This window comes from Rhizobium leucaenae USDA 9039 (assembly GCF_000426285.1).
GTDB lineage: Bacteria > Pseudomonadota > Alphaproteobacteria > Rhizobiales > Rhizobiaceae > Rhizobium > Rhizobium leucaenae.
Window position 1 is genome coordinate 26,627 of sequence record NZ_AUFB01000014.1, and the last position, 21,263, is coordinate 47,889.

18 protein-coding genes and 1 pseudogene are annotated in these 21,263 nt (G+C 58.7%); 6 read left to right on the plus strand and 13 right to left on the minus strand.

Going from position 1 to position 21,263, the window contains the following annotated elements:
* Positions 1-57: 57 nt before the first annotated feature.
* The 6 genes from K290_RS0120385 to K290_RS0120415 form a co-directional block, all read right to left on the minus strand.
* On the minus strand, positions 58-303 hold the full coding sequence (locus K290_RS0120385) for a hypothetical protein (RefSeq protein WP_028753590.1): 246 nt from the start codon (positions 301-303) through the stop codon (positions 58-60).
* 63 nt (positions 304-366) lie between these two features.
* Positions 367-546: a hypothetical protein gene (locus tag K290_RS37400; protein WP_065091584.1), complete on the minus strand. Its 180-nt coding sequence runs from the start codon at positions 544-546 to the stop codon at positions 367-369.
* Between the two features lie 66 nt (positions 547-612).
* Positions 613-753, minus strand: a complete 141-nt coding sequence (locus K290_RS38000; RefSeq protein ID WP_172831036.1) for a hypothetical protein — start codon at positions 751-753, stop codon at positions 613-615.
* A gap of 703 nt (positions 754-1,456) precedes the next feature.
* A complete protein-coding gene (rpsU, locus tag K290_RS0120405; RefSeq protein WP_028753592.1) occupies positions 1,457-1,693 on the minus strand; it encodes a 30S ribosomal protein S21 in 237 nt (78 codons plus the stop codon).
* A gap of 26 nt (positions 1,694-1,719) precedes the next feature.
* Positions 1,720-2,010, minus strand: coding sequence for a hypothetical protein (locus K290_RS0120410; RefSeq protein ID WP_028753593.1), 291 nt, complete (start codon positions 2,008-2,010; stop codon positions 1,720-1,722).
* Between the two features lie 109 nt (positions 2,011-2,119).
* The gene (locus K290_RS0120415; RefSeq protein WP_028753594.1) at positions 2,120-2,329 is read right to left on the minus strand and encodes a cold-shock protein; all 210 of its coding nucleotides are present in this window, start codon (positions 2,327-2,329) and stop codon (positions 2,120-2,122) included.
* 1,380 nt (positions 2,330-3,709) lie between these two features.
* Between K290_RS0120415 and K290_RS0120420 the strand changes: the two genes are divergently transcribed.
* Both K290_RS0120420 and K290_RS0120430 read left to right on the plus strand, forming a co-directional pair.
* Positions 3,710-4,534: a hypothetical protein gene (locus tag K290_RS0120420; protein WP_028753595.1), complete on the plus strand. Its 825-nt coding sequence runs from the start codon at positions 3,710-3,712 to the stop codon at positions 4,532-4,534.
* 496 nt (positions 4,535-5,030) lie between these two features.
* Positions 5,031-5,834, plus strand: coding sequence for a cysteine rich repeat-containing protein (locus K290_RS0120430; protein ID WP_028753596.1), 804 nt, complete (start codon positions 5,031-5,033; stop codon positions 5,832-5,834).
* A 301-nt stretch (positions 5,835-6,135) separates the two neighbouring features.
* Here the strand turns inward: K290_RS0120430 and K290_RS0120435 are convergent, their stop codons facing one another.
* From K290_RS0120435 to K290_RS0120450, 4 genes and pseudogenes are all read right to left on the minus strand, one after another.
* Positions 6,136-9,294, minus strand: coding sequence for an efflux RND transporter permease subunit (locus tag K290_RS0120435; protein WP_028753597.1), 3,159 nt, complete (start codon positions 9,292-9,294; stop codon positions 6,136-6,138).
* A 114-nt stretch (positions 9,295-9,408) separates the two neighbouring features.
* Positions 9,409-10,596, minus strand: a pseudogene (locus K290_RS34635) (efflux RND transporter periplasmic adaptor subunit); the annotation flags it as partial.
* 169 nt (positions 10,597-10,765) lie between these two features.
* Positions 10,766-11,323 carry a DedA family protein gene (locus tag K290_RS0120445; RefSeq protein WP_028753598.1) on the minus strand — a complete coding sequence of 186 codons (558 nt, stop codon included), beginning with the start codon at positions 11,321-11,323 and terminating at the stop codon, positions 10,766-10,768.
* A gap of 32 nt (positions 11,324-11,355) precedes the next feature.
* Positions 11,356-12,486: a calcium:cation antiporter gene (locus tag K290_RS0120450; RefSeq protein WP_028753599.1), complete on the minus strand. Its 1,131-nt coding sequence runs from the start codon at positions 12,484-12,486 to the stop codon at positions 11,356-11,358.
* Between the two features lie 967 nt (positions 12,487-13,453).
* Here K290_RS0120450 and K290_RS0120455 point away from each other — a divergent pair.
* Both K290_RS0120455 and K290_RS0120460 read left to right on the plus strand, forming a co-directional pair.
* Positions 13,454-14,494 carry an MBL fold metallo-hydrolase gene (locus tag K290_RS0120455; RefSeq protein WP_028753600.1) on the plus strand — a complete coding sequence of 347 codons (1,041 nt, stop codon included), beginning with the start codon at positions 13,454-13,456 and terminating at the stop codon, positions 14,492-14,494.
* Positions 14,495-14,679: 185 nt separating this feature from the next.
* Positions 14,680-15,363, plus strand: coding sequence for a cysteine hydrolase family protein (locus K290_RS0120460; protein ID WP_028753601.1), 684 nt, complete (start codon positions 14,680-14,682; stop codon positions 15,361-15,363).
* Between the two features lie 31 nt (positions 15,364-15,394).
* Here K290_RS0120460 and K290_RS0120465 read toward each other — a convergent pair whose 3' ends face one another.
* The gene (locus tag K290_RS0120465; protein ID WP_028753602.1) at positions 15,395-16,126 is read right to left on the minus strand and encodes a dienelactone hydrolase family protein; all 732 of its coding nucleotides are present in this window, start codon (positions 16,124-16,126) and stop codon (positions 15,395-15,397) included.
* Positions 16,127-16,337: 211 nt separating this feature from the next.
* Here K290_RS0120465 and K290_RS0120470 point away from each other — a divergent pair, with 211 nt between their 5' ends.
* The gene (locus K290_RS0120470; protein ID WP_037135869.1) at positions 16,338-17,867 is read left to right on the plus strand and encodes a S10 family peptidase; all 1,530 of its coding nucleotides are present in this window, start codon (positions 16,338-16,340) and stop codon (positions 17,865-17,867) included.
* On the opposite strand, the gene K290_RS0120475 is transcribed toward K290_RS0120470, so the two are convergent.
* Both K290_RS0120475 and K290_RS0120480 read right to left on the minus strand, forming a co-directional pair.
* Complete coding sequence (locus K290_RS0120475; RefSeq protein WP_028753604.1) at positions 17,864-19,378, minus strand: mechanosensitive ion channel family protein; 1,515 nt, start codon at positions 19,376-19,378, stop codon at positions 17,864-17,866. The two genes, K290_RS0120470 and K290_RS0120475, sit on opposite strands and share 4 nt — an antisense overlap.
* 71 nt (positions 19,379-19,449) lie before the next feature.
* Entirely contained in the window at positions 19,450-20,175 is a 726-nt protein-coding gene (locus tag K290_RS0120480; protein WP_051264169.1) for a FadR/GntR family transcriptional regulator, read from the minus strand.
* 187 nt (positions 20,176-20,362) lie between these two features.
* On the opposite strand from K290_RS0120480, the gene K290_RS0120485 reads away from it, so the two are divergent.
* A complete protein-coding gene (locus tag K290_RS0120485; RefSeq protein ID WP_028753606.1) occupies positions 20,363-21,256 on the plus strand; it encodes an aldose 1-epimerase in 894 nt (297 codons plus the stop codon).
* Positions 21,257-21,263 lie beyond the last annotated feature (7 nt).

A 21,263-nucleotide genomic window follows, 5' to 3' on the forward strand; every position in this document is an offset into this window, starting at 1 on the left:
AGTGACACTGAGGCGGATGCTTGATGTTGCCCGCTATGGACTTAGGTAACTTTGCGATCACCGCGTTCGGCGCAAGAGCGGGAATCCGGGTGCGTCGTAGAGCATGCGGATTTGGCGCTCGTTGAAGCGGGCCTCATCAATTTCGAGTATGGAGCCGCGCAATTGCGAACCGGGCAAATCTTCAATGGCAAAGCGAACCGCTTCGGCGGCAGTCTCGAACCGTTTATAGCGCGGACGGCTGCTTCCCTTGAGCTTCTTGCCCGCGTAAAGCCCGGCTTCGGACATGTAGTTGAATTCGGTCACGCGATTGTCCCTGATCATGCTGAACTTGGCTGAGGTTTGGAGACGATCTCTTGCAGTGAAAGCTCAAGATGGATTGCCGGCTCGTTTTTCCTGGCGGGCTCGTCTCTCCGAAGATCGCAGTTCGCGCTTGCGCAACCGCAATCGCTTGCGCAGGTCCAGGAGTTTTTCGGCTTTGGGGCCGGTTTCGGTGTTCAGAGGGCGGAAAAGATGGTCCGCCGCTCTTCGGGTGATCTCGATATTCATTTTGTATCCTATCATGGCTAAAGGGTTGGCCCGTGTTGCCGCGGACCGGTATGTTGAAATTCGATGCTACTTCTTCTTGCCGAAACCCGTCGCGTTGCCGCCTACCAGCTTCACTTGCGATCCGGCCGGGGAAGGAGAGGGCGCGATGGTCTTGTCTTTCTTCGGTTTGCGGGCCTCACGGTTGCCGCGTATCTGGCCTTTGGCCATAGGTTCCTCCTCGGAGTATCTTATTGGAGTGTAGTCTGGGTTAGAGCCATGGGCGCTCCTCACGGATTATGCGAGTGGAAATGAATGCCCACACTAAGTAATGGAACGTTTCGCGGACACCGCGTCAGGTCAACGCCACGGAGCCATCCGAATGCGCGCCTCCCTCTTCCACGCGAAATCGGTGAAAGCCAGGAAATTCGCCGAAGACGAGTCATGCCGGCGTCAAGTTGAATGGCGTCGTCGGGACGAGAGAGGAACTTCGCGTTCTCGTGGTAGCCGAACGTTCCGGCCCGGACCAGATTGCGTGAGACGCATGCGGGATAGAAATCGGAAGACATCACGTCCTCCTTTCTTTGGGAAAGGGCCATCAACCTTGAGCAGCGGCGCCCTTGAAACGACTGCACATCAAAAAAGTCGGCGCCTGCATCGGCGGTCCGTCAAGCAGTTTCACGCCTGCGGGACCTAGAAAGCTTTGTCCGGCGCATAGAAGTTGGCGGGATATTTTCCAGCTTCTGACGCCTCGCGCGCTTGGCCAAGCCGTTCCGTCTTGCGAGCACGCTGGGCTGCTTCGCTCGCAACGATCTACCTTGCGGCGTGATCCGTGGCTGAAGCCTTGTTCTGGGAGGACATTTTTCCAGGCTTGAAGAATTCCTCCTTCGTGATCGTCATGACGACCTCCTTTTCGGATGGTGCGAGGAAACGTTCAGCGTGCGCGAGCAACCTTTTTGGGAGCAGGAAGCAGCCCTTCGCGCTGCAATTTCTTTCTGGCCAACTTGCGATGACGTCGGATGGCTTGTGCTTCCTCGCGGACGCGTTTTTCCGATGGCTTCTCATAGGAGCGTCGCGCTCGCATCTCGCGGAAGACACCTTCGCGCTGCAATTTCTTCTTCAGAATGCGAAGGGCCTGTTCGATATTGTTTTCCCAGACTATGACCTGCAAAATCTCTCCTTATATGACGATCGTCGCTATTTTTTCGCTTTGATGATAGACAGGTCGATCCAGCTCGAGCCGCCCTTATCGCGTGCAGATGCGGTGTTGGAGTCCGGCCTGTGGATGATCGATGCCTCGGCGTCGATATCGTCCTGGCCGATATTCCGGTCGAAATTCTCGTTGTTCAAACGCACCCTGTAACGCACCGCGCCCCGCGTTTCCGGCAACACGGCGACAATCTGTCCAGAGCCCCTCGGCTCAATGCTTCCTAGGGAGCGATGCTTCAGGACGATCGAATCGCCGGGGCGATACTGGATTTCGTGCATGGGTCTCACATGACTATGAAAAACAAAAGGCCGGGCGCTAACCCGACCTCTCACAATCACTCAGCTCTGCTGCCAGTACATCCGTGGTCAGCTGAAGCGAGTGAGAAAATCAAGCCGTCTGAATGTTATCGGCGGAACTCTTGCCTGACTTGCGGTCCTGTACGATGTCATAGGTGATCTTCTGACCATCAGCGAGTGACCGAAGACCGGCGCGCTCTACCGCGGAGATATGCACGAAGACATCCGTGCTGCCGCTGTCGGGTTGAATGAAGCCGAAGCCTTTGGCGGCGTTGAACCACTTTACGGTGCCAGTGTTCATAACGATTTCCTTTCGAAGCAATCGTTGTTGTTCCCGCGATACTTTTGGGGATAAGATCGATGTTTTGAGAGGAAATCCCACGAATGCTCTTAAGCCCTGGAACGACGTCACAAGCAATGGTCGATAACAATAATCTAGGCTCAATTTTTGATTTTACAAGTGCTTTCCCGCACTATTCGCCGTAGGGGAGATTAATTTGCCTTATTGGGGCGTTGGAGCGGCACGCGGGATGATCAATCAAAGCTGAAGTTTAGTCCTATGAGGTCGCCCGGCCGTGCCTGCGAAAAATTGATATTTACATAATAATATCAATAAATTAGCGTTCTTTGGACGGAACTAGCTCGGCAGATTTGCCGGTATGTACATTGAAACGCCCGCTCTTTCGGCCGCTGCCCGAAGCCATCTCTGGTCCATAAGGCTGCACGCTATCAAGGAGGACCGATGCCAGCAGGTGGACATCTATATAGGCATATCGATGGATGAACTTGGCGAGCGGGTAACCTCATCGCCGATCGATCGGGAAGCCACCGATTTAGCCCAACTTCGGAGTCCTCGGCTGGTCGCACGATCTCCCGCCCTCGATCACTCTGGGGATCGGACGATGAGCGGGGTCGGCTGGAGCTGTCTTGGCGGCTCTCACTGCCATTGCCCCTTTGGACCCTTAGGATCAGTTCCTCGCCGTCGCCGCGTCCGGCCGGGAGATGCATAGGCTCTCGCGCTGCGCCGAAGAGAGCAGGAGCATTGCCACAGGCATCTGCAGCGAAACCGTTTCAGATCGTGGACATGTTGGCGTCGATCCGGAGAGATCGGCCAGGACAGGCGATAGTTCGTACCTCGTCAAGAGCAACACCAATAACTGTTATGCTGCCAGTTTCGGTATCGCACGTTCGACCAATCGCAGGAATCGGGAGTTGCGAGCCCCCGCAACCAAATCTCTATCAAGTCCCACATCCGTCGGCTTTCCGGTATCCCTCATCACATCATCCCCGAGATCTTATCGCTGGCCCGAAGACTGCCAGCTTCGCTCGCAATCGTAGCTCAGCGTCCTGCCCACCATAACATAACGCCGCACGCGCAAATCCTGGTCCGCCTAGCTTTCCCCTTCTTGGACCACAGCCCGCCTCTCGCGGGCTTTTTGGGTTTCCCTGTGTACGACCGGCATCGCTCCGGGCGCAAGAGCTTCGAGCCGAACCGGTCGGCACCGGCGCGCATCGCCAGATCTAAAAACAAGATTTCTCACAAATGCCATTGCGAGGAAACATTCAGACATCCTCGGCTCTCGGCAATCATCTAAACATCGAGGCTCTGCTCAGAGCGAGCACCGCTCAAATCGCTTTCGTCATTTCTGATAGAAACATTCGTTACGGAGCCTGATTGCCGATGTTTTTCGCAAATTTGTGGCGGCGAGAACAGCTAAGGCATGTTGTCGTGACGACCTTTCATGAAAAGGGTTACCGCGACTATGGGAAAAGATGCATTGAGACCTTTCTCAAGCACTGGCCCGAGGACATTACGCTCCTGAGCTATGCAGAGGATGTTCATGTCGAGGAGAAAGATCGCAGGCTTCAGATCCTGGATCACGGTGAAGCTCTCCCGCGCTTGCTCGAATTTCGTCAAACGTTCGCCGACAATCCGCTAGCCAACGGAATTTGTTTGTCCAGTTCCAGTCTGCAACGGGATTGCCGGTGGGATGCCGTTCGCTTTTCCAACAAGGTCTTCGCTGTCACAGATGCGATCCGGCGATACCGCACGACGGCTGACCAGTTGATATGGCTCGACGCCGATACGCTTACTCATAGGGACGTTCCGCGAAGCCTGGTCGACAGAATTGCCCCGAGAGGGGACCAGCTTGCCGCTTACTTAAATCGTCGAATGTACCCCGAATGCGGATGGGTGGGCTACAATCTGCATCATCGGGAAATATTGACCTTCGCGGATCGCTTCGAGCGCATCTATACGTCGGGATATTTCCTGGCGATGAAAGAAAGCCATGACAGCTTTGTCTTCTGGAAGATCGCTCAACAAATGGAGCAGGACAAGGAAGCAAGTTTCAAGCTGCTGGGTTCGAACCGGGCAAAATCGCATGTTTTCATCAACAGTGTCCTTGGCGGCTACATGGATCACCTGAAGGGCGACAGGAAGGCGGCGGGCAAAAGCCGCAAAAGCGATTTGACATGGCGAAGGCGGGAGGACTGGTGGAGGTAATCAACTGTTCCCAAGAATGCCGAAGACGCTTCGCCACTGAAATGCTCTGTTCCTTTTGATGATGATGGCCTGCGCCCTCTTCTTGTATCGAAGCGTCGCAGCCATAGGGAAGCGTCGTCCATTCGACCGTCGGAGATGCGTGCCGGAAAATCTGTCGGATCAGCCGGGTTTCTCAAGTGTTGCAAGGTTCTTCACCCAGGCCCCTATAGCCACGCCACAAACTGCCTATCAAGTTTATCGAAGCAGGCGCAGGCATGGAGAACTGTCGTAGATTTCGGAACGCGCATTCAATTAGTGGCGAGCCTACCGCCAAATGATTATGGCCTTCCAGACTACCTCTTCGCGAATATCTCTGGTATGGTAACCTAGGAGTAGTCGCGATGCCTCTGCATATCGGCCGCACAGAGCTTCCATTTCATCCAATTTTCGATTTCATTACTTCGGCTGACAGGTTTCTGCGACAAGCGCGAAAGTTTTTTCTTTTGGGGGAAAAACAATGGGGAAATCTGCATCCTTCCTGACGGCCGTTCTGCGTGGGCGGCATCCTTTTTCATCGGCATACATGATGCTTTGCGCTTTGACGTTCTGCCTGTCTGCCGGCGCCGTTCATGCGCAACAGCCGACCGATGCGCAACGCAACGCCATCCGATCGGCCTGCCGTTCCGATTTCATCGCACAATGTTCCGGCGTGACCCCGGGCGGCATGGAGGCGCTGACCTGCCTGCAGCAGCATAGCGCGACACTTTCTCCCGCCTGCCGCAGCGCGGTATCGGCTTTGGACGGAACGAAAAAGAAGTCCAGCGCCGCCGCGCCCGCCGAAACGCCTGCAACGGCGCCGGCACAATCCAGCACTGCCGCTGCTGGAAAGCCAGCGGCCCAGCCGACGCAGGCGCAGCGCAATGCGGTGAAATCGGCCTGCCGGTCTGATTTCATGGCCCAATGTTCGGGTGTGACGCCGGGCGGCTCCCAGGCGCTTGCCTGCCTACAGCAGCATAGTGCAAGTCTTTCCCCATCCTGTCAGCAAGCGGTTGCGGCTCTGGGAGGTAGCGCTTCGGCGCCTGCTGGCGCTGCACAGACGCCGGCAGGAGGTGGCGCGGCGGCAATGCCCAGTGCGCATGCGGCGATGCCATCGTTCACGCCGCGCGAAGAATTGATCGTCCTGCGTCGGACGTGCGGGCCGGACTTCCGCGCTTTTTGCCGCTCCGTGCCGCTTGGCGGAGGCAGGGGCATTGCCTGCCTGCGGAACAATATGCAGCGGCTGTCTCCTATGTGTCAGCGGGTATTGACCAGCGGGTTATAGGTTGCCGCCTCTCTTTCAGAGCGTCCCGCTTCGGGTGATTTCACCTCAAGCGGATAAAGACGCTTATGATCAGAGGAGGGGAGCGATCTCTGTGCGTGCAAATGACTGGACGGAGCTTCAACGTGCCGAGCATCTCAATCGTCACGTTGCAGATCCGGCTATTGTGCCAAGAGTGGCGGCGCCTGTGTTCCGGTCGTCGTGCCGTAAAGGGTGGCCGACCGGATGGTTCTTCTTCAACCGAAGGCCGGCTCGCGGCGCATTGCTCTCGAATAGCACCCGCATCTGGACAGTTTTCCCGCCCTCAATCTGCCGCTTGCGAAACCGGCTGCGTGACCGGCCGGCGTTTTCGATATTCCTCGATTCGTTGCAGCACGACATAGAACGAGGGAACGAAGAGCACTGCGAGACAGGTCGAGGCGATCATGCCGCTGAAGACGGATATGCCGATCGACTTGCGGGCGGATGCGCCGGCGCCTGTCGCTAGCACGAGCGGCACGACGCCGAGGATAAAGGCGAAGGACGTCATCAGGATCGGCCTGAAGCGCAAGCGCGCCGCCTCGACTGCCGCATCCAGAATCTCCATGCCCTGTTCGCGTCTCTCCCGCGCATATTCGACGATGAGAATGGCGTTTTTCGAGGCAAGCGCGATCAGAAGGATAAGCCCGATCTGTGTGTAGAGGTTATTGGCGACGCCGGCAGCGCTCAACGCTCCCACCGTTCCAAGCAGGGCAAGCGGCACCGCCAGCAGCACGGCCAAAGGCAGGATCCAGCTTTCATATTGGCCGGCGAGCACGAAATAGACGAGAAGCATGGCAAGCGCGAAGATGAAATAGATCTGACTGCCGACTGCCTTTTCCTGATAGGACAGCGCCGTCCATTCGAAGCCAGAGCCGGGCGATAGCGTGCGGTCGGCTATCTGTTCCATGACATCGAGCGCCTGTCCGGAACTGAAGCCGTTGGCGGCTCCGCCGACGATCGTGGCGGTGGGATAGAGGTTATAGAGGCTGATGAGGGACGGGCCCTGCATGCTGGTGACGTCTACCACCGTGCCGAGCGGCACCATGGTGCCGTCGCCGGCTTTGACCTTTAGGTTGCGGATATCGTCGGGGCGAATACGAAACTCGGGAGATGCCTGCACATAGACCTGGAAGGTTCGTCCGAATTTGTTGAACTGCGTCACGTAACTTGATCCGACGTAACCGGAGAGCGCCGAGAACACTTGTCCGACGGTCACCCCGAGCGTCTCCGCCTTGATGCGATCGACGGAAACGGAGAGCTGCGGAACATCAGCCCGGAAGGACGTGCTCAGCCGCTGCAGTGCCGATTGCGCATTGCCGTTCTTGACGATGGTGTCGGCGAGACCCTGAAGCAGCGGAAAGTCGAAATTGCCGTTCCGGATCTCGACCTGCATGGTGAAGCCATTGGCATTGCCGATGCCCTGGATCGGTGGGGGGACGACCACCAGCGTCTTTGCCATCAATATATTCTGCAGGGCGCCGTTCAAATGCTGGTAGATCGACAGCAGGTCCTGTCCCTTTTCCTTGCCGCGGATGCCCCAATCCTTCAGCACGACATAGGCGACGCCGGCATTGGGCAAGCTCGCGCTATTGTCGAGGATGGAGATGCCGCTGATGGTCAGCACCTGGTCGACGCCGGGCGTCTGCTCAGCAATCCTGCCGACCTGTTCCATGACCGCGTCGGTACGCTCCTTCGAGGCGCCGTCGGGAAGCTGAGCGTTGATCAGCACGTAGCCCTGATCCTCGACCGGCAGGAAAGCGGTCGGCAGGCGCGTGAGTCCCCACACCGCGACGCCGATCAGCGCCAAGGCAACGAGGACCGCAATGCCGCTATGATGAACCATGCCGCTGATCAGCCTGGCATAGGCATGTTCCGCCCGGTCGTAGACCTTGTTGAAGCCGCGGTAGAAAAAGTTGCGCCTTTCGGGCGGCACAGGCGGGCGCAGCCAGAGCGCACATTGCGTCGGCTTGAGTGTCATTGCGTTGATCGCGCTTATGAATGCAGTCGCGGCAATGACGAGTGCGAATTGCTTATAGAGCTGGCCCGTCAGTCCGGGGAGGAAGGCCGCCGGGATGAACACTGCCATCAGCACGAGCGTGATGCCGATAACGGGGCCGAACAGCTCGTCCATCGCTTTTTCGGCAGCAGGTTTGCCCGGCATCCCTTCCTCGATATGGCGAGCGACACCCTCCACTATGACGATGGCGTCGTCGACGACGATGCCGATGGCAAGAACGATGGCAAACAGCGTCGAGAGATTGACGGTGAAGCCAAGCGCCGCCATTGCCGCGAAGGCGCCGATGATCGTCACGGGCACGGTCGTTGCCGGCACGAGCATTGCGCGCCAATCCTGGAGAAAGACGAGAATGACGACGAGCACCAGGACACCGGCCTCAATCAGCGTCACGTAGACTTCGTCAATCGACGCCGTCACGAACTTGGTCGTGTCGAAGGGAACCTGATAGGCAAGCCCCGGCGGAAAGCTCTTCGAGAGCTCCGCCATTTTCGCGGCGACGTCCTTTGCGACGGTGATGGCGTTTGCTTCCGGCAATTGGAAAATGCCGATACCCGCCGCGGGGTGCCCGTTCTGCATGAAGGACTGGCCGTAGGTCTGGGCGCCGAGTTCGACGCGACCGATGTCGCGGATGCGTGTGATGCGTCCGCCATTCTCCTGATCGACCTTGACGATGATGTTTTCATAATCGACGGCGTCGTTCAGGCGCCCGCTGACATTGAGCGTGTATTGGAAATCTTGGCCGGGCGGCACAGGCGGTATGCCCACCTGACCGGCCGTCACTTCCTGGCTCTGTTGCTGCACGACGTTGATGACGTCCTGCGGGGTCAGGCCGCGTGCTTGCAGGAGATCCGGATTCATCCAGATGCGCATCGCATATTGGCCGGCGCCGAACACCGAGACATTGCCGACGCCGGGCAGGCGGGCCAACTCATTCTGCAGGTTGATGACGGCATAGTTGGAGAGGAAAAGGCTGTCATACCGGCTGTCCGGCGAGGTGAGGCTGACGAATTCGAGAATGGACGTCGATTTCTTCTGTGTCGTGACGCCTTGCTGCTGAACGGCTTGCGGCAGCGAAGACATGGCTATGGCAACACGGTTCTGCACGAGGACCTGCGCCTGATCGGGATTCGTGCCGATCGCAAAGGTTACAACCAGGGAATAGGTGCCGTCGCTGGCGCTCGTCGACTGCATATAGAGCATGTTCTGCACGCCGTTGACCTGTTGTTCGATCGGCAGGGCAACCGTGTCGACGAGGGTTTTCGCGCTCGCGCCGGGATAACGTGTCGTTACCTGGACCGTCGGCGGGACGACGTTCGGATATTGCGCAACCGGCAATTGGAAGAGCGCAACCGCGCCGACGAGGACGAAGACAAGCGCCAGAACATTCGCGAGCACCGGCCGCTCGATGAAGAAGCGCGAAATCATGCTGTCCTCCTCGGATATTGGCGTGAGAACGAAAGCGAGTTATGGCGTATCGGACTTGGCCGTATCAGATTTTGCCGCCTCGGATTTGGATGCGTCGGCCTGAGGCGTATCGATTGTCGTCGCAACATTGCTCGACGCGTTTGCTGTTGCGACTGCGTCGATCGCGACCTTCTCCGGCGCGACCTTGCTGCCGGGAATGGCCTGTTGAATGCCTTCCGTCACAACCCAATCGCCGGCATCAAGTCCGGATTCGATGACGCGCAGCGGCCCTTCGCGCTGGCCGGTTTTCACCAGCTTCTGCTCGACCGCTTCATCTTTTCCGACGATCAGCACGTAGCTGCCCTGCTGGTTGGTGCCGATCGCATCGTCCCGCACCAGCAGCGCCTTGTCCTCGTGACCGAGGGGGACGCGCACGCGGACGAAAAGACCGGGCAGAAGGGCGTGATCCTTGTTGTCGACGATGCCCCTCACGGACAGGGTTCCGGTGGAGGAATCGACTTGCGGCGAGGCATAGTCGAGATGACCCTTGAAGGGGTAGTCGGCCTCGCCCTGCAGGCCGAGTTCAACCGGTATCGCCGGGAGATCGGTCTGCGTGAAGGTGCGACCCTGCGCCGCCATGCCCCGTTTGATCATCAGCACCTGCGGCTCGCTGACGCTGAAATTGACATAGAGCGGATCCGTCTGGACGATGGTCGCGAGCTTGGTCGGGCCGGATACGCCGACAAGAGCGCCGATATCGACGAGATGGGCAGTTACGAGACCGTCAAAAGGTGCCAGCACCTTCGTATATCCGAGATTGATCATTGCAAGATCAAGGCTCGCCTTGGCATTTTGAATGGTGGCGTTCGCCTGATCGAGCGTGGCTTTGGCGCTGTCGAGGGCCGTCTGCGTCGTGACCTTCTGCTTGGTGAGATTGAGCTGCCGCTGATATTCCTGATCGGCGCCGACCTGGGATGCCTGCGCGGAGGCAAGCGTCGCTTGCGCCTGATCCACTTGGGCTTGGTAGGTATTGCTTTGGATGCCGAAGAGCTGCGTGTCCTTCTTGACCGGCATACCGTCCCGGTAGTCGATCGACTCGACGAATCCCTGGACGCGCGCCTCTATATCGACGGAATTGATCGCTGCGGTATTTCCCGTCAGTTCGAAATATCGGGTGACGGCCTGCTGCAAAGGAAGCGCTACGCGCACCTTCGGCGGCGGCGGGGCGACATAGGTATTGTTGCTGCCGTCGCATGCCTGAAGAGAAATCGTGCAGACGAGCACGCCGCAAAATTGTAGACCTTGAGAAAATCCCCCACGCATTCCTGACACCCCCCTACTTGCGAGTTCCAGTCTTCATGCGCACCTCGCCGGCGACCAAGCAGCGCCGATGGATCAAGGCATGTGACACTATGAAGCGGCATTGCTAAAAATTGCAATAGCCCCTTGGCCTGCAATTAGTATGAGCCGCACCGGAGAGGGCCGAAGCTGATCACGCAGGCCGGCTTTTTCGGAACGTCATCATGATAAGAAGCAGGACGATAATGATCCCCGCTGCAATCAGGACGTGGTGGTGCAACGGCAGATGGCCGAAGGCTTGCTCGATACCCTGCCCGAACAGATAGCCTATTCCAGTGAAGAGCAACCCCCAGATCAAGGCCGCTGCGGCGTTGATCAAGGCGAACTTTATCGCTGAAACGCCTGACATCCCGATGGCGACCGGACTGATTGCCCTCAGACCATAGATGAACCTGAAGGAGAAGATGAAGCCGGTGGGATGGCGCTCCAGAAGATGCGTGACGCGTGCGAACGCCGGTTTCGCGATGATTTTCTGGACGCGCGGATAGTGCCGGGCATAACGGCCGATGAAAAAGAGCGTCTGGTCGGCGATAAAAGAACCGGCGCAAGCGGCCGCGGCTGCGTTCCAATAGGTCATGAGGTGACGATGCGAGAACACGCCACCGAGGATCACCATGGTTTCTCCCTCGATGGCAGCCCCAAGGAAGATTGCCAGGAGGCCATATCTTGCGATCAGAAGCTCGATGGTCATATGAGTGGCCCTGGACGGGAATGATGCGAACTTTACCGCTGAAAGATGAGCAGCACGTAAGACAGGAAAAGAACGAGGTGAACGGCACCCTGCATGACATGGGTCCGGCCGCTGGCGAAGGTAATGATACTGACGACAAGCGTCAGAACGAGCATGACGAGATCGCTGCCTTCAAGCCCCAGCGTCACGGGATGGGCATAGAGATAGCTGACGGCGAGCATGGCGGGGACGGTGATCCCGATCGTCGAAAGGACCGAACCGAGGAAGATATTGATCGAACGCTGCAAGTGGTTGGCGGCGGCGGCCCGCACCGCGCTGATGGCTTCCGGCGTGGCAACCAGCACGGCCATGACGACGCCGCCGAATGCGACGGGGGCGTGCAACGTTTCGATCACGTAGTCGATCGGCTTGGCAAGTTCTTCGACCAGGAAGACCACCGGTCCCATATAGGCGAACAGCAGGAGGGTATGATGCCATATCGCCCTGCGGCCGGGGCGAGGCTCCGGTTTGGTCGGCACTTCGCCCTCCTCGGCGAAAAAATGGTGGTGGCGGCCCGCCTGAAGCATCAGAAATATGCCGTAGAGGCCAACAGAGATGATTCCGAGCACCATCTGTCGCGGCAAGGAAGGATGCGGGCCTCCGGTGCTATATAGAAAACTCGGCAATATCAGGCTTAGCGTCGCCAGCGGCACGATAAGACCGAGATAGGCGTTGGCGCCCTGCAGGTTATGCGACTGCTCCGGTCGGCGCCAGCCGCCGAACAGCAGTGACAGTCCCACCATGCCGTTGAGGATGATCATGATCACCGCAAAAAGCGTATCACGAGCAAGAGTAGGATTGTTCTCGCCATGGATCATGACGGCGGAAATAGCCATAACTTCAATCGAAGTGATGGCGAGCGTCAGGATCAATGTGCCGTACGGCTCCCCAAGTCGTTCCGCGAGATGGTCGGCATGCCGGACGACGGAAAGCGCAGAACCAAGCACGGCGGCAAAAAGCCCGAGGAAAGTTATTGCGAGCCAAACTGGATCCGACAATCGCCGAAACAGGTCATCTTCGGAGCCGAAGATCACTAGGCAGGTCAGAATGCTGATCGCCAGAAACCATTCCTCGCGGCAGAGACGGGTTAGTCCGCGAGGACGAAATGCGAGACTGTCCGTCATTGGAATGACGGCCCTGCAGAAAACTGTAGCTGCGAAGCGATCGTCAATGCCATCATATCCCCCAACCTGCGTCGCCGGACGCCCGCAAACCGACTGGACCGTATCGCCTGAGTTCAAAATTCTACACGTGTTTGCTGCTTTTCGCGAGATCAGCCATTGATCGTCCGATGAAGGCGCGTGCCGGTAGCTGAATCGCAGAGTAGATCATGCCTTTTCGAACGGAGCGTCGGAGCTTTTTATAGGCTCGGCCGTGCCGGTTGTCTTCTCGGCAAAAAGGGCGAAGAGGGGTGTGATGCTCTTAGGGCTGGCTGCTTGCCAGCTTTTTCATGCGCAGCGTACCGCATTGATCGGAACTGACCTCGTGCGGTTCGGATAGTGCTGATTTACTACGCTCCGCTCCCTTCTCATATCTGAGGGAGCTTTCCCCGCTTTGCCCCGCCTCATCCGATTGGCGGGGCTTTTTCTTGGGGCACGTAGTGCCGTTTATGTATATGTCGGATGATAGTGTAATAATTATCTCTGCCGTCAGGCGAGGCCAAAATTTCCATAAAGCTTATTTAACGATTGACGATATTTAATTATCGTTTAGCTTGAACTCGTTGAATATTTAACGCCTGCCTGTTACCGCTTTGCAGGTGGGCGCTTTTTTCCTTTAGGGGAACATAGAAGTATTGTCATATTATTGAGATACTTCTTTAGGGACCTTGCCATTGCCTTTTGCTGGTCGCTGCAATTCGATCATTCCGAGGGATTCGATGGCGAGCATTTCGGTCGAGGTTTTTCAAAAAACTGCTCGGCTTCCCTAAATTTGGCGTCGTCCTTACGAGAGAAAATCCAAGCATCCGTGCGGCGCCTTCGGGGCGAAAGAGATCCTCATGGTTTGTCGTTGCCTAAATTATTAAAACGTAGATAACTATAACCAGGAAAAGATTTGATCCGGGGCAAGGCTTGCGCAAGGGAGCCGCAGATGATCTTTCGCCAGCTCTTCGACAGTGTATCCGGTACCTACACTTACCTCATCGCCAGCCGGCGGGGCGGCGAGGCGCTCATCATCGATCCCGTGCTCGAGAAAGTCGACCGCTATCTTAAGCTCGTGGAGGAGCTGGACCTCAAGCTGGTCAAGGCCGTGGATACGCATTTGCATGCCGACCATATCACCGGGTTGGGTGCGCTGCGCGACCGCACGCATTGCATTACGGTGATGGGCGAGCAGACGCTTGCCGACGTCGTTTCCATGCGTGTGGCGGAAGGCGACCGTGTTTCGATCGAAGGTTTGAGCCTCGACGTGCTCTATACGCCGGGCCACACGGACGATTCCTATTCCTTCCTGATGGGCGGCCGCGTGTTCACCGGCGACACGCTTCTCATTCGCGGCACCGGGCGCACCGATTTCCAGAACGGCAACCCGCTTCAGCAGTACGATTCGATCTTCAACAAGCTCCTGAAATTGCCGGACGAGACGCTGGTCTATCCGGCCCACGACTATAAGGGCGATACTGTTTCGACCATCGGTGAGGAGAAGCTGTTCAATCCGCGCCTCAAGGTTCGGTCGGCCGACGAGTATGCGGACCTCATGAACAGTCTGAAACTTCCCAACCCGAAGATGATGGATGTGGCGGTGCCGGCCAATGTTCATGTCGGCTTTCATCAGGATGAGATCGCGCGCAAAGGCTGGGCCGTCTCGGCCGCCGAGGCATTGGCGTTGCGCGGCCGTCCGGATATCGCGATCGTCGATCTGCGCGAGAGGAGCGAGCGCGAAAAGCACGGAACGATCCCCGGCTCGTTGCACGCACCCTATCCGGATTTGCTGGAAAACATCAGCGCGGGCGGCATGCTGCATGAGTTGGCAGCGGCCACCGGCAAGCGGATCGTCTTCTATTGCGCCTTCGGCGAGCGATCGGCGATGGCCGTGCAAGCGGCGCAGGACGCCGGCCTGACAACCGCCTGTCATATCGAGGGCGGGATTGCTGCCTGGAAGAAGGCGAATGGGCCGGTGGCCACGCCGTAGACATGCGGAGCAGGCCAGCTCCTAGTTCGCCGTCCGCCTTACTTTGTCTCGTCCCAAAAGACATCGGATACCCTCTCCGATAACACCGGGATCACGAAGAGTTTCGTTATCAAGCTCCGGGGTTTGACCTATCCAGGTTGCAGCGTCGGGCCAACGGAACCTTTGGGGTTCAGGAGAGCGATTTCATGAGACATATCGGCAGCATGGTGCAAAAGGCTGCTTTTGCTTTCGGCGTTAGCTTTGCCTTGAGCGCGACCATCGGTCCTTTCGGCACAATTCCGGCTTCCGCCCAGACTATTATCGACGACTGGCAGAAGGTAAAGCCGCCAGCGGCGCCGGAATTGAAGCCGGTGACGGTGGATGTGAAGACGACGGCGCTGCTGATCCTCGATTTCAACGGCGCGCAGGACCCGACCAAGGGGCCGTGCAACAAGAACATCAAGCCGCGTTGCCTCGCCTCCGTGCCGAAGGTCAAGACAATGCTCGACGAGGCGCGCGCCAAGGGCGTGTTCGTGGTCTATAGTCTGGCCGGTGCGGGCGAACCTCAGGATATCGCCACGGACCTTGCGCCGCTGGCAAGCGACCCGATCGTCAAGTCCGGCCCGGACAAGTTCATCGGCACCAATCTCCGCAACATACTCGCCGACAAGGGCATCAAGACCGTGATCGTCACTGGCACGGCGTCCGAGGATGCGGTTCTCGACACGGCAACCGATGCGGCGCTGAACGGGATGGACGTCATCCTTCCCGTCGACGGCATGTCGTCCACAGAGCTCTACGGCGAACAATATGTCGCCTGGCACATGGTCAATGCGCCGGGCGTTTCACGGAAGACGACGCTGACAAGGATCGACATGATCAAGTTCTGACACCGCTTCCCTTGGAAAAGGGTAGGTAGCGTCAAGCCAGCGTCTCTTGAAAGAGGTTCAACAGGCGCTTCCAATGCCGTTCGGCGCCGGTCTCGTCGTAGACGCCGTGGTCGGGAACGGTCCAGCCATGCGCCATGCCGACGTAGTTCTCGATCGCATGATCTACACCGCCTATGCGAAGCGCTTCGGCGAGACGGGCGGATTGCTCCGGCGGGAAGCTGTTGTCGACACCGGCAACACCGATATAGAGGCGGCCTTTGATATCCGCGGCCAGACGATGCGGGCTATCCTCAGCGTCGCTGGCAAGATTTCCGCCGTGGAAAGTGGCTGCGGCTGCGACGCGGTCGGAATAGGCGGCCGCTGCCGTCAGCGCACGCGCACCACCCATGCAATAGCCGACGGTGCCGACCGGCCCGATGGCGCCGGCGGCCTTCAGCGCATCAAGGAAAGCGGCGCTGTCGCGCTTGGTCATCTCCTGCGACGTGCCGCGTACCATCCCCATAATTGTTTCGCGTGAGGCCGGATCACCGAAGGACGTGCCGTTGAAGGGGCCATAGGTGCCGAAGCGATAGAAGAGGTCGGGCAACAGCACGATATAGCCGGAATCGGCAAGCCGCTGTGCCATGGCGTAAAGCGCTTGGCGGGGACCCATAGCGTCCATATAGAAAATGATGCCACGCTCGGCGGCGGCGCCGTTGTCGGGGCGGAAGATGGCGGCTTTTGCGACGCCATCGGCAGCATTGATTTCGATCTCTTGTTTCATTATCAAATTCCTTGCGGTCTGGTTCGAGTGTTCGCTTCCTCGGACGGCACTTTGGCAAATGGCCGGATGGCGCTCAATGGCCTTTTGCTTTCAAAGGGATGCGGCGAGCCGATCGGCGATCAACATCTCTTGAGTTTCCGCTTTCGCGGTCAGTGGAATAGTATCCGAAGCGACGGCGTCGATGCGCGGGGCCGATGGAGGATGCGTTCCAATGTCTTTTCGCCAGATCGTTCCGAGCCTTGCGCTGGTCTTTTCCCTCGTCTCGACACTGGCCCTTGCCGCACCGCCGGAGCAAGGCCGCCCTGCCGGCGGCGGAGGTGGCGGCGTGCTCTCCCTGTTGCCGGCCGATGCGGTCAGCGACCATGTGCTGAATGCCGAAGGTAAAAGCATTCCCTATACGGCGACAGCGGGCACGCTCGATCTCTTCGGCCAGGACGGCGAGCGCACTGCGGCGATCTTCTATACCGCCTATGTCGCCAAGAACCGGGATGCCGACAGGCCGGTCACCTTCGTCTTCAATGGCGGTCCGGGCGCTGCATCGGCTTTTCTCAGCCTCGGATTGGTCGGACCGCGCATTCTCGATTTCGGCCCCAGCGGCCGGGACGGCGCCAATGCCAGACTGATCGACAATCCCCATAGCTGGCTGAACTTCACCGATCTCGTCCTGATCGATCCAATCGGCACCGGCTGGAGCCGAACGGTCAAGCCAGATGACGCCAACCAGTTCTACTCTACGCGGGCGGATGCGGAGAGCCTCGCGAAGGCGCTTGCGCTTTATATCGCCCACAACGGACGCGCAGCCTCGCCGAAATATATTCTCGGCGAAAGCTATGGCGGGCTGCGCGCGGCAAAAGTCGCCACCAGCCTGCGGCAGGATCAGGGTATTCTGATCTCCGGCATTGTCATGCTGTCGCCGCTGATCGAAGGGCGGCTTGTCTTCGGAGCGAACGATTTGGCACTCGGTGCGGCATTCGAATTGCCGTCGCTGGCCGCCGCCGAGTTGGAGCGGAAAAATGCCTTCAGCGAGCAGGGTGTCGCCGATGCCGAAAAATTTGCACTGAACGAATATCTGCCCGCGCTCGCAGGCAAGCCACCAACCGGCGATGCCGGTCGCGCTTTCTACGATCGCGTTGCCAAGCTGACCGGCATTCCCGAAGATGTCGTCGCAAAGAACCAGGGCTTTCTCGGCGGAGTGTATCAGAAACATTCCGATGGCGACGGCGCCGATATCGTCAGCTCTTACGATGCTTCGTTCCTGGCGCCGGATCCCTATCCGGAATCGGAGGCCGGCCGCAGTGACGACCCTATCCTCGATGGCTTCGTTCGCGCCTATGGCGGCGCTTTTTCGAGCTATGCGCGCGACGAGCTCGGTTTTCATACCGACATGACCTACAATCTGCTGTCGAGTTCGGTAAACGAGCATTGGAACTGGGGCGGCCGTAACGGCGGTTCGCGCCTGCATGCCAGCGGGACGGATGACATCAAAGAGATGCTGACCCTCGTACCGTCTTTCCGGCTTTTGGTAGCACAGGGCTATAGCGATCTCATCGTGCCCTTCGGCGTCAACAAATACGTGCTCGACCATCTGCCGCCGGCCTTTGCCGACCGCGTGGCGTTAAAGCTCTATCGCGGCGGGCACATGTTCTACACGCGGCCGACATCGCGTGAAGAATTCAGCGCAGATGCCAGGACGTTCTTCACGGCACCGCCTGTGATGATACCTCCGGCGCAGTCCAACTAGTCGTGTTGTAGCTGAAACAGATGCTTGATGCGTGAGGTCAGAGAGCCGATGGGCGCGCCGTTGACCAATATGTCGCTGGTGCTGAAGAGATGGCGCTCGGCCTCGATGCGCTTCGACATGATCGTCCCCAGCTCTTCGGCTATGGAAGGCCGGTCGTGCAGCAGGGGCGCCAGGCAATCCTCACCGATCTCGTAGGTTACCACGAAGGTTAGTGCCCGGATCGTGCCGACTTCGCCGGACCCCATCAATAGGCCGCCTTCGCCGAAATAATCGCCGGGAGCGAGCCGCGTCAGTTCGATCTGTCGCTGTGCCTCCCTGCGAGTGATGCTGATAACGCCTGAGCGCACAATGGTAAGCGAGCGCAGCAGCGAATCCTGTTCGGCGATGACGGCATCCTTGTGATAGGTGCGGCGCTGCATACGGGACGCCAGATGTTCCTTCTCATCTTCGGTAAGCGAGGAGAACAGCGGAATATTGTTGAGCAGCCGCCACGGCGTACCGGGATGCTGGGCGGCGCTCGCCGTCTCGGCCTGGGACTCCGACGGCATCGTGATGGCGTCGGGCGGGCCTGCGAGCTTCAACCCGCCTGCTTTCGAATGACGATAGATGAGGTCGTTGATCTCATTTTTGGCAGCCGTCATCTGCGATATGTCACGGATGCGGAAATTGAGCTGCAATTCAATGGCCTGCCCGTCGATCGAATTGATCATCACGCTGGGCTCGGGCGTCTTCTGGATGGTGTTGCAACTGATCAGCACGTTGCGCATGACATCCGCGATGACTTTGGGCTGCGTGGTCGGCTGGACTCGGACGGTGATGGTGACGCCGTGGCTTTCGTCCGGACTGGAAAGATTGGTGATCCGGCTTTTGGCAAGGGCGCTGTTCGGGATTACGACAAGATCGTTGGTGCCGCTCAGCAGATGCGTGGCCCGCCAGTTGGTCTCGACCACACGGCCCTGGACATCATTGTCGAGCACCACCCAATCGCCGACGGAATAGGGCCGGCCGAGATTGAGCGCGATGCCGGAGAAGACGTCGCTGAGCGTGCTCTGCAGCGCAAGACCGAGAATGATGGCGAAAACGCCCGAGGTCGCGATCAGCGTGCCCACGGGTACGCTGAAGACATCCGCGACCACGGAGAGAACCGCACCGAGATAGATGACGCCGACGACGAGATCCTGCAGCAGCCGGGCTTCGCGCGGCTTGCGCTCGAAGATCAGAAACAGGCGCACGAAGGCGACCAGCACCCAGGCGCCGTTGATCCACCAGACGATCTTGGCAAAGCCGGTGAAGACACGCAGCGTCACCGTGTCCTGCGCCTGCGGCGGCGTCGGCTCATAGGGTACGATGCCGTGATAGAGCAGCAGCGCGGTCAGGCTGACGAAAAACGCGATCTGTCCGATCAGCCGCCCGGCGCGCCGGTGGCGAAGCAGGAAACGGCTGACGAATGTGCCAACGACCACCAAGATGCAAAACTGGACGATCGGATCGGCGAGGAGCGCAATGGACATGACAACTTGGCCGCGTTCAGTCTTTCGGATGGCCGGTAAATTGGCATGAACTCGGCCGCAATACCATACGGTTAGGTCCGGGCTTTCCTTAGCGCATCCGAAATCTCATCGCGGGCAACGCCGATCAGGCGCTCCATGGCGCTGCGGGCATCGTCCGGGCGGCGCATGCGGATGGCTTCCAACACCTCCTGATGCATGGCGATCGCCTGTTCATGCGACGGACTGGCACGGTTGGTCAGGCGGAAGCTGGCGAGCAGGGCTGCGCGAATGGCGGTGGCGAATTGCAGATAGACCCAGTTGCCGCTGGCGCGAATGATCGCGGTGTGAAATTCGAGATCGGCCCGGCTCCAGGCCTCGCTGTCGCGGGCATTGGCCTCTACCATCTCCTCGAAGGCCTTCGATATGCGAAAGAGGTGGTGAGCATTGGCATTGGCGGCGGCCTGGGCCGCGGCGGCCGGTTCCAGCAATTGACGGGCCTCGATCAGCGAGGCATGAAAACGCTCGTCATTGCCGAGCCGCAGGGTGGCGTCGAGCACGAGCGGATCCAGATAGTTCCAGTTCTCCCGCGGCAGCACCGTGGTGCCGGCGCGGGTGCGCGAACGGATCATGCCGAGGGCTGCCAAATATTGCATGGCTTCGCGCAGGCTGGTGCGGCTGACGCCGAATTGCTCGGTCAGTTCCGCCTCGTTCGGCAGCGTCGACCCCTCCGCCATTTCGCCGGAGATGATCTTGTCGATGAAGCGTTGCAGCAGCGCTTCGCGCACGCTGCGCTTGCCACCCTCCGAAAGCCCGGGCATCGCCGCAGTCAACTTTTCCCTGGTTTTGCCGCCGCCCACGTCCCCTCTCCGATTATCCCCCCGAGATCGCCAAGCGCCGCGATCCCGCAACGGACTCTATATAAATACTACCTATGTTGACAATAAATATGATGAAAACTACCGTCCGAGACGAATTCACCGATGCATGCGGAGGATAACGGCGGAGATGACGGTGGTAGAGCTCACGGGCAGCAGCTTGACCGCACGGCTTTCCACGCGCGGCGGCATCGTGCTCGGCCTCTGGTGGGAGCGGAGCGGCACGCGTCTGTCGTTGCTGCGCGAAGCACAGTCTGACGATGCCGATGCGCTCTCCTCCGCTTGCTATCCGCTCGTTCCTTTCGGCAACAGGGTCAAGGGCAATCGCTTCACGTTTCGGGGCGGGGATTATGTCCTCGAGCCCAATACGGATTGGGACCCTCATTATCTGCATGGCGAAGGCTGGCAATCGGAATGGGCTGTTCTGAGTCAGAGCGGCAGCGAGGCGGAATTCGGCTTCTCACATGAAGGCGGTGGCACGCCCTATGCCTATGACGCGCGGCAGCGCTTCGCCATTCATGACGATCGCTTCGACATGTCCCTTCAAGTCACGAACCTCGGACCGGAGGCGCTTCCCTTCGGCCTGGGGTGGCATCCCTACTTCCCGCTGACGCCCGCGACGACCCTCAAGGCGCCGGCGCGGCAGTTCTGGACGGAAGTGGAGGGCTGGCTGCCGGGAGAGGCGGCGGACATTCCCGACGACCTGGATTTCGCGATGGCGCGTGGATTGCCGCATCGCTGGGTCAACAACGGTTTCGAAGGGTGGAACGGCGTCGCTGAGATCGCTTGGCCCGAGCATAATGCGCGGCTTCGCCTGACGGCGGATCGGCGGCTCAAACAGTATTTCATTTTCATTTCGGATGCGGGCTTCGATCCAGGCTTCCAGCGCGACTATTTCTGTTTCGAGCCGATGTCGCATCTGGCAAACGGCCATAACCTACCGGACCTCGGCGATCTCACCGTGCTGGAGCCCGGCGAGGCGATGATGGTCAGCCTGCAATTGCGCCCGGAAACGATCGCCTAGAGCAATT

Excerpts from the sequence above, each read along its gene's own strand:
- K290_RS0120430 (WP_028753596.1), top strand. The coding sequence starts at position 5,031 with ATGGGGAAATCTGCATCCTTCCTGACGGCCGTTCTGCGTGGGCGGCAT.
- K290_RS0120455 (WP_028753600.1), top strand. The coding sequence starts at position 13,454 with ATGATCTTTCGCCAGCTCTTCGACAGTGTATCCGGTACCTACACTTAC.
- K290_RS0120415 (WP_028753594.1), bottom strand. The coding sequence starts at position 2,329 with ATGAACACTGGCACCGTAAAGTGGTTCAACGCCGCCAAAGGCTTCGGC.
- K290_RS38000 (WP_172831036.1), bottom strand. The coding sequence starts at position 753 with ATGGCCAAAGGCCAGATACGCGGCAACCGTGAGGCCCGCAAACCGAAG.
- K290_RS0120460 (WP_028753601.1), top strand. The coding sequence starts at position 14,680 with ATGAGACATATCGGCAGCATGGTGCAAAAGGCTGCTTTTGCTTTCGGC.
- K290_RS0120485 (WP_028753606.1), top strand. The coding sequence starts at position 20,363 with ATGACGGTGGTAGAGCTCACGGGCAGCAGCTTGACCGCACGGCTTTCC.
- K290_RS0120435 (WP_028753597.1), bottom strand. The coding sequence starts at position 9,294 with ATGATTTCGCGCTTCTTCATCGAGCGGCCGGTGCTCGCGAATGTTCTG.
- K290_RS0120475 (WP_028753604.1), bottom strand. The coding sequence starts at position 19,378 with ATGTCCATTGCGCTCCTCGCCGATCCGATCGTCCAGTTTTGCATCTTG.
- K290_RS0120470 (WP_037135869.1), top strand. The coding sequence starts at position 16,338 with ATGTCTTTTCGCCAGATCGTTCCGAGCCTTGCGCTGGTCTTTTCCCTC.
- K290_RS37400 (WP_065091584.1), bottom strand. The coding sequence starts at position 546 with ATGAATATCGAGATCACCCGAAGAGCGGCGGACCATCTTTTCCGCCCT.
- K290_RS0120450 (WP_028753599.1), bottom strand. The coding sequence starts at position 12,486 with ATGACGGACAGTCTCGCATTTCGTCCTCGCGGACTAACCCGTCTCTGC.
- K290_RS0120465 (WP_028753602.1), bottom strand. The coding sequence starts at position 16,126 with ATGAAACAAGAGATCGAAATCAATGCTGCCGATGGCGTCGCAAAAGCC.
- K290_RS0120410 (WP_028753593.1), bottom strand. The coding sequence starts at position 2,010 with ATGCACGAAATCCAGTATCGCCCCGGCGATTCGATCGTCCTGAAGCAT.
- K290_RS0120480 (WP_051264169.1), bottom strand. The coding sequence starts at position 20,175 with ATGCCCGGGCTTTCGGAGGGTGGCAAGCGCAGCGTGCGCGAAGCGCTG.
- K290_RS0120445 (WP_028753598.1), bottom strand. The coding sequence starts at position 11,323 with ATGACCATCGAGCTTCTGATCGCAAGATATGGCCTCCTGGCAATCTTC.
- K290_RS0120420 (WP_028753595.1), top strand. The coding sequence starts at position 3,710 with ATGTTTTTCGCAAATTTGTGGCGGCGAGAACAGCTAAGGCATGTTGTC.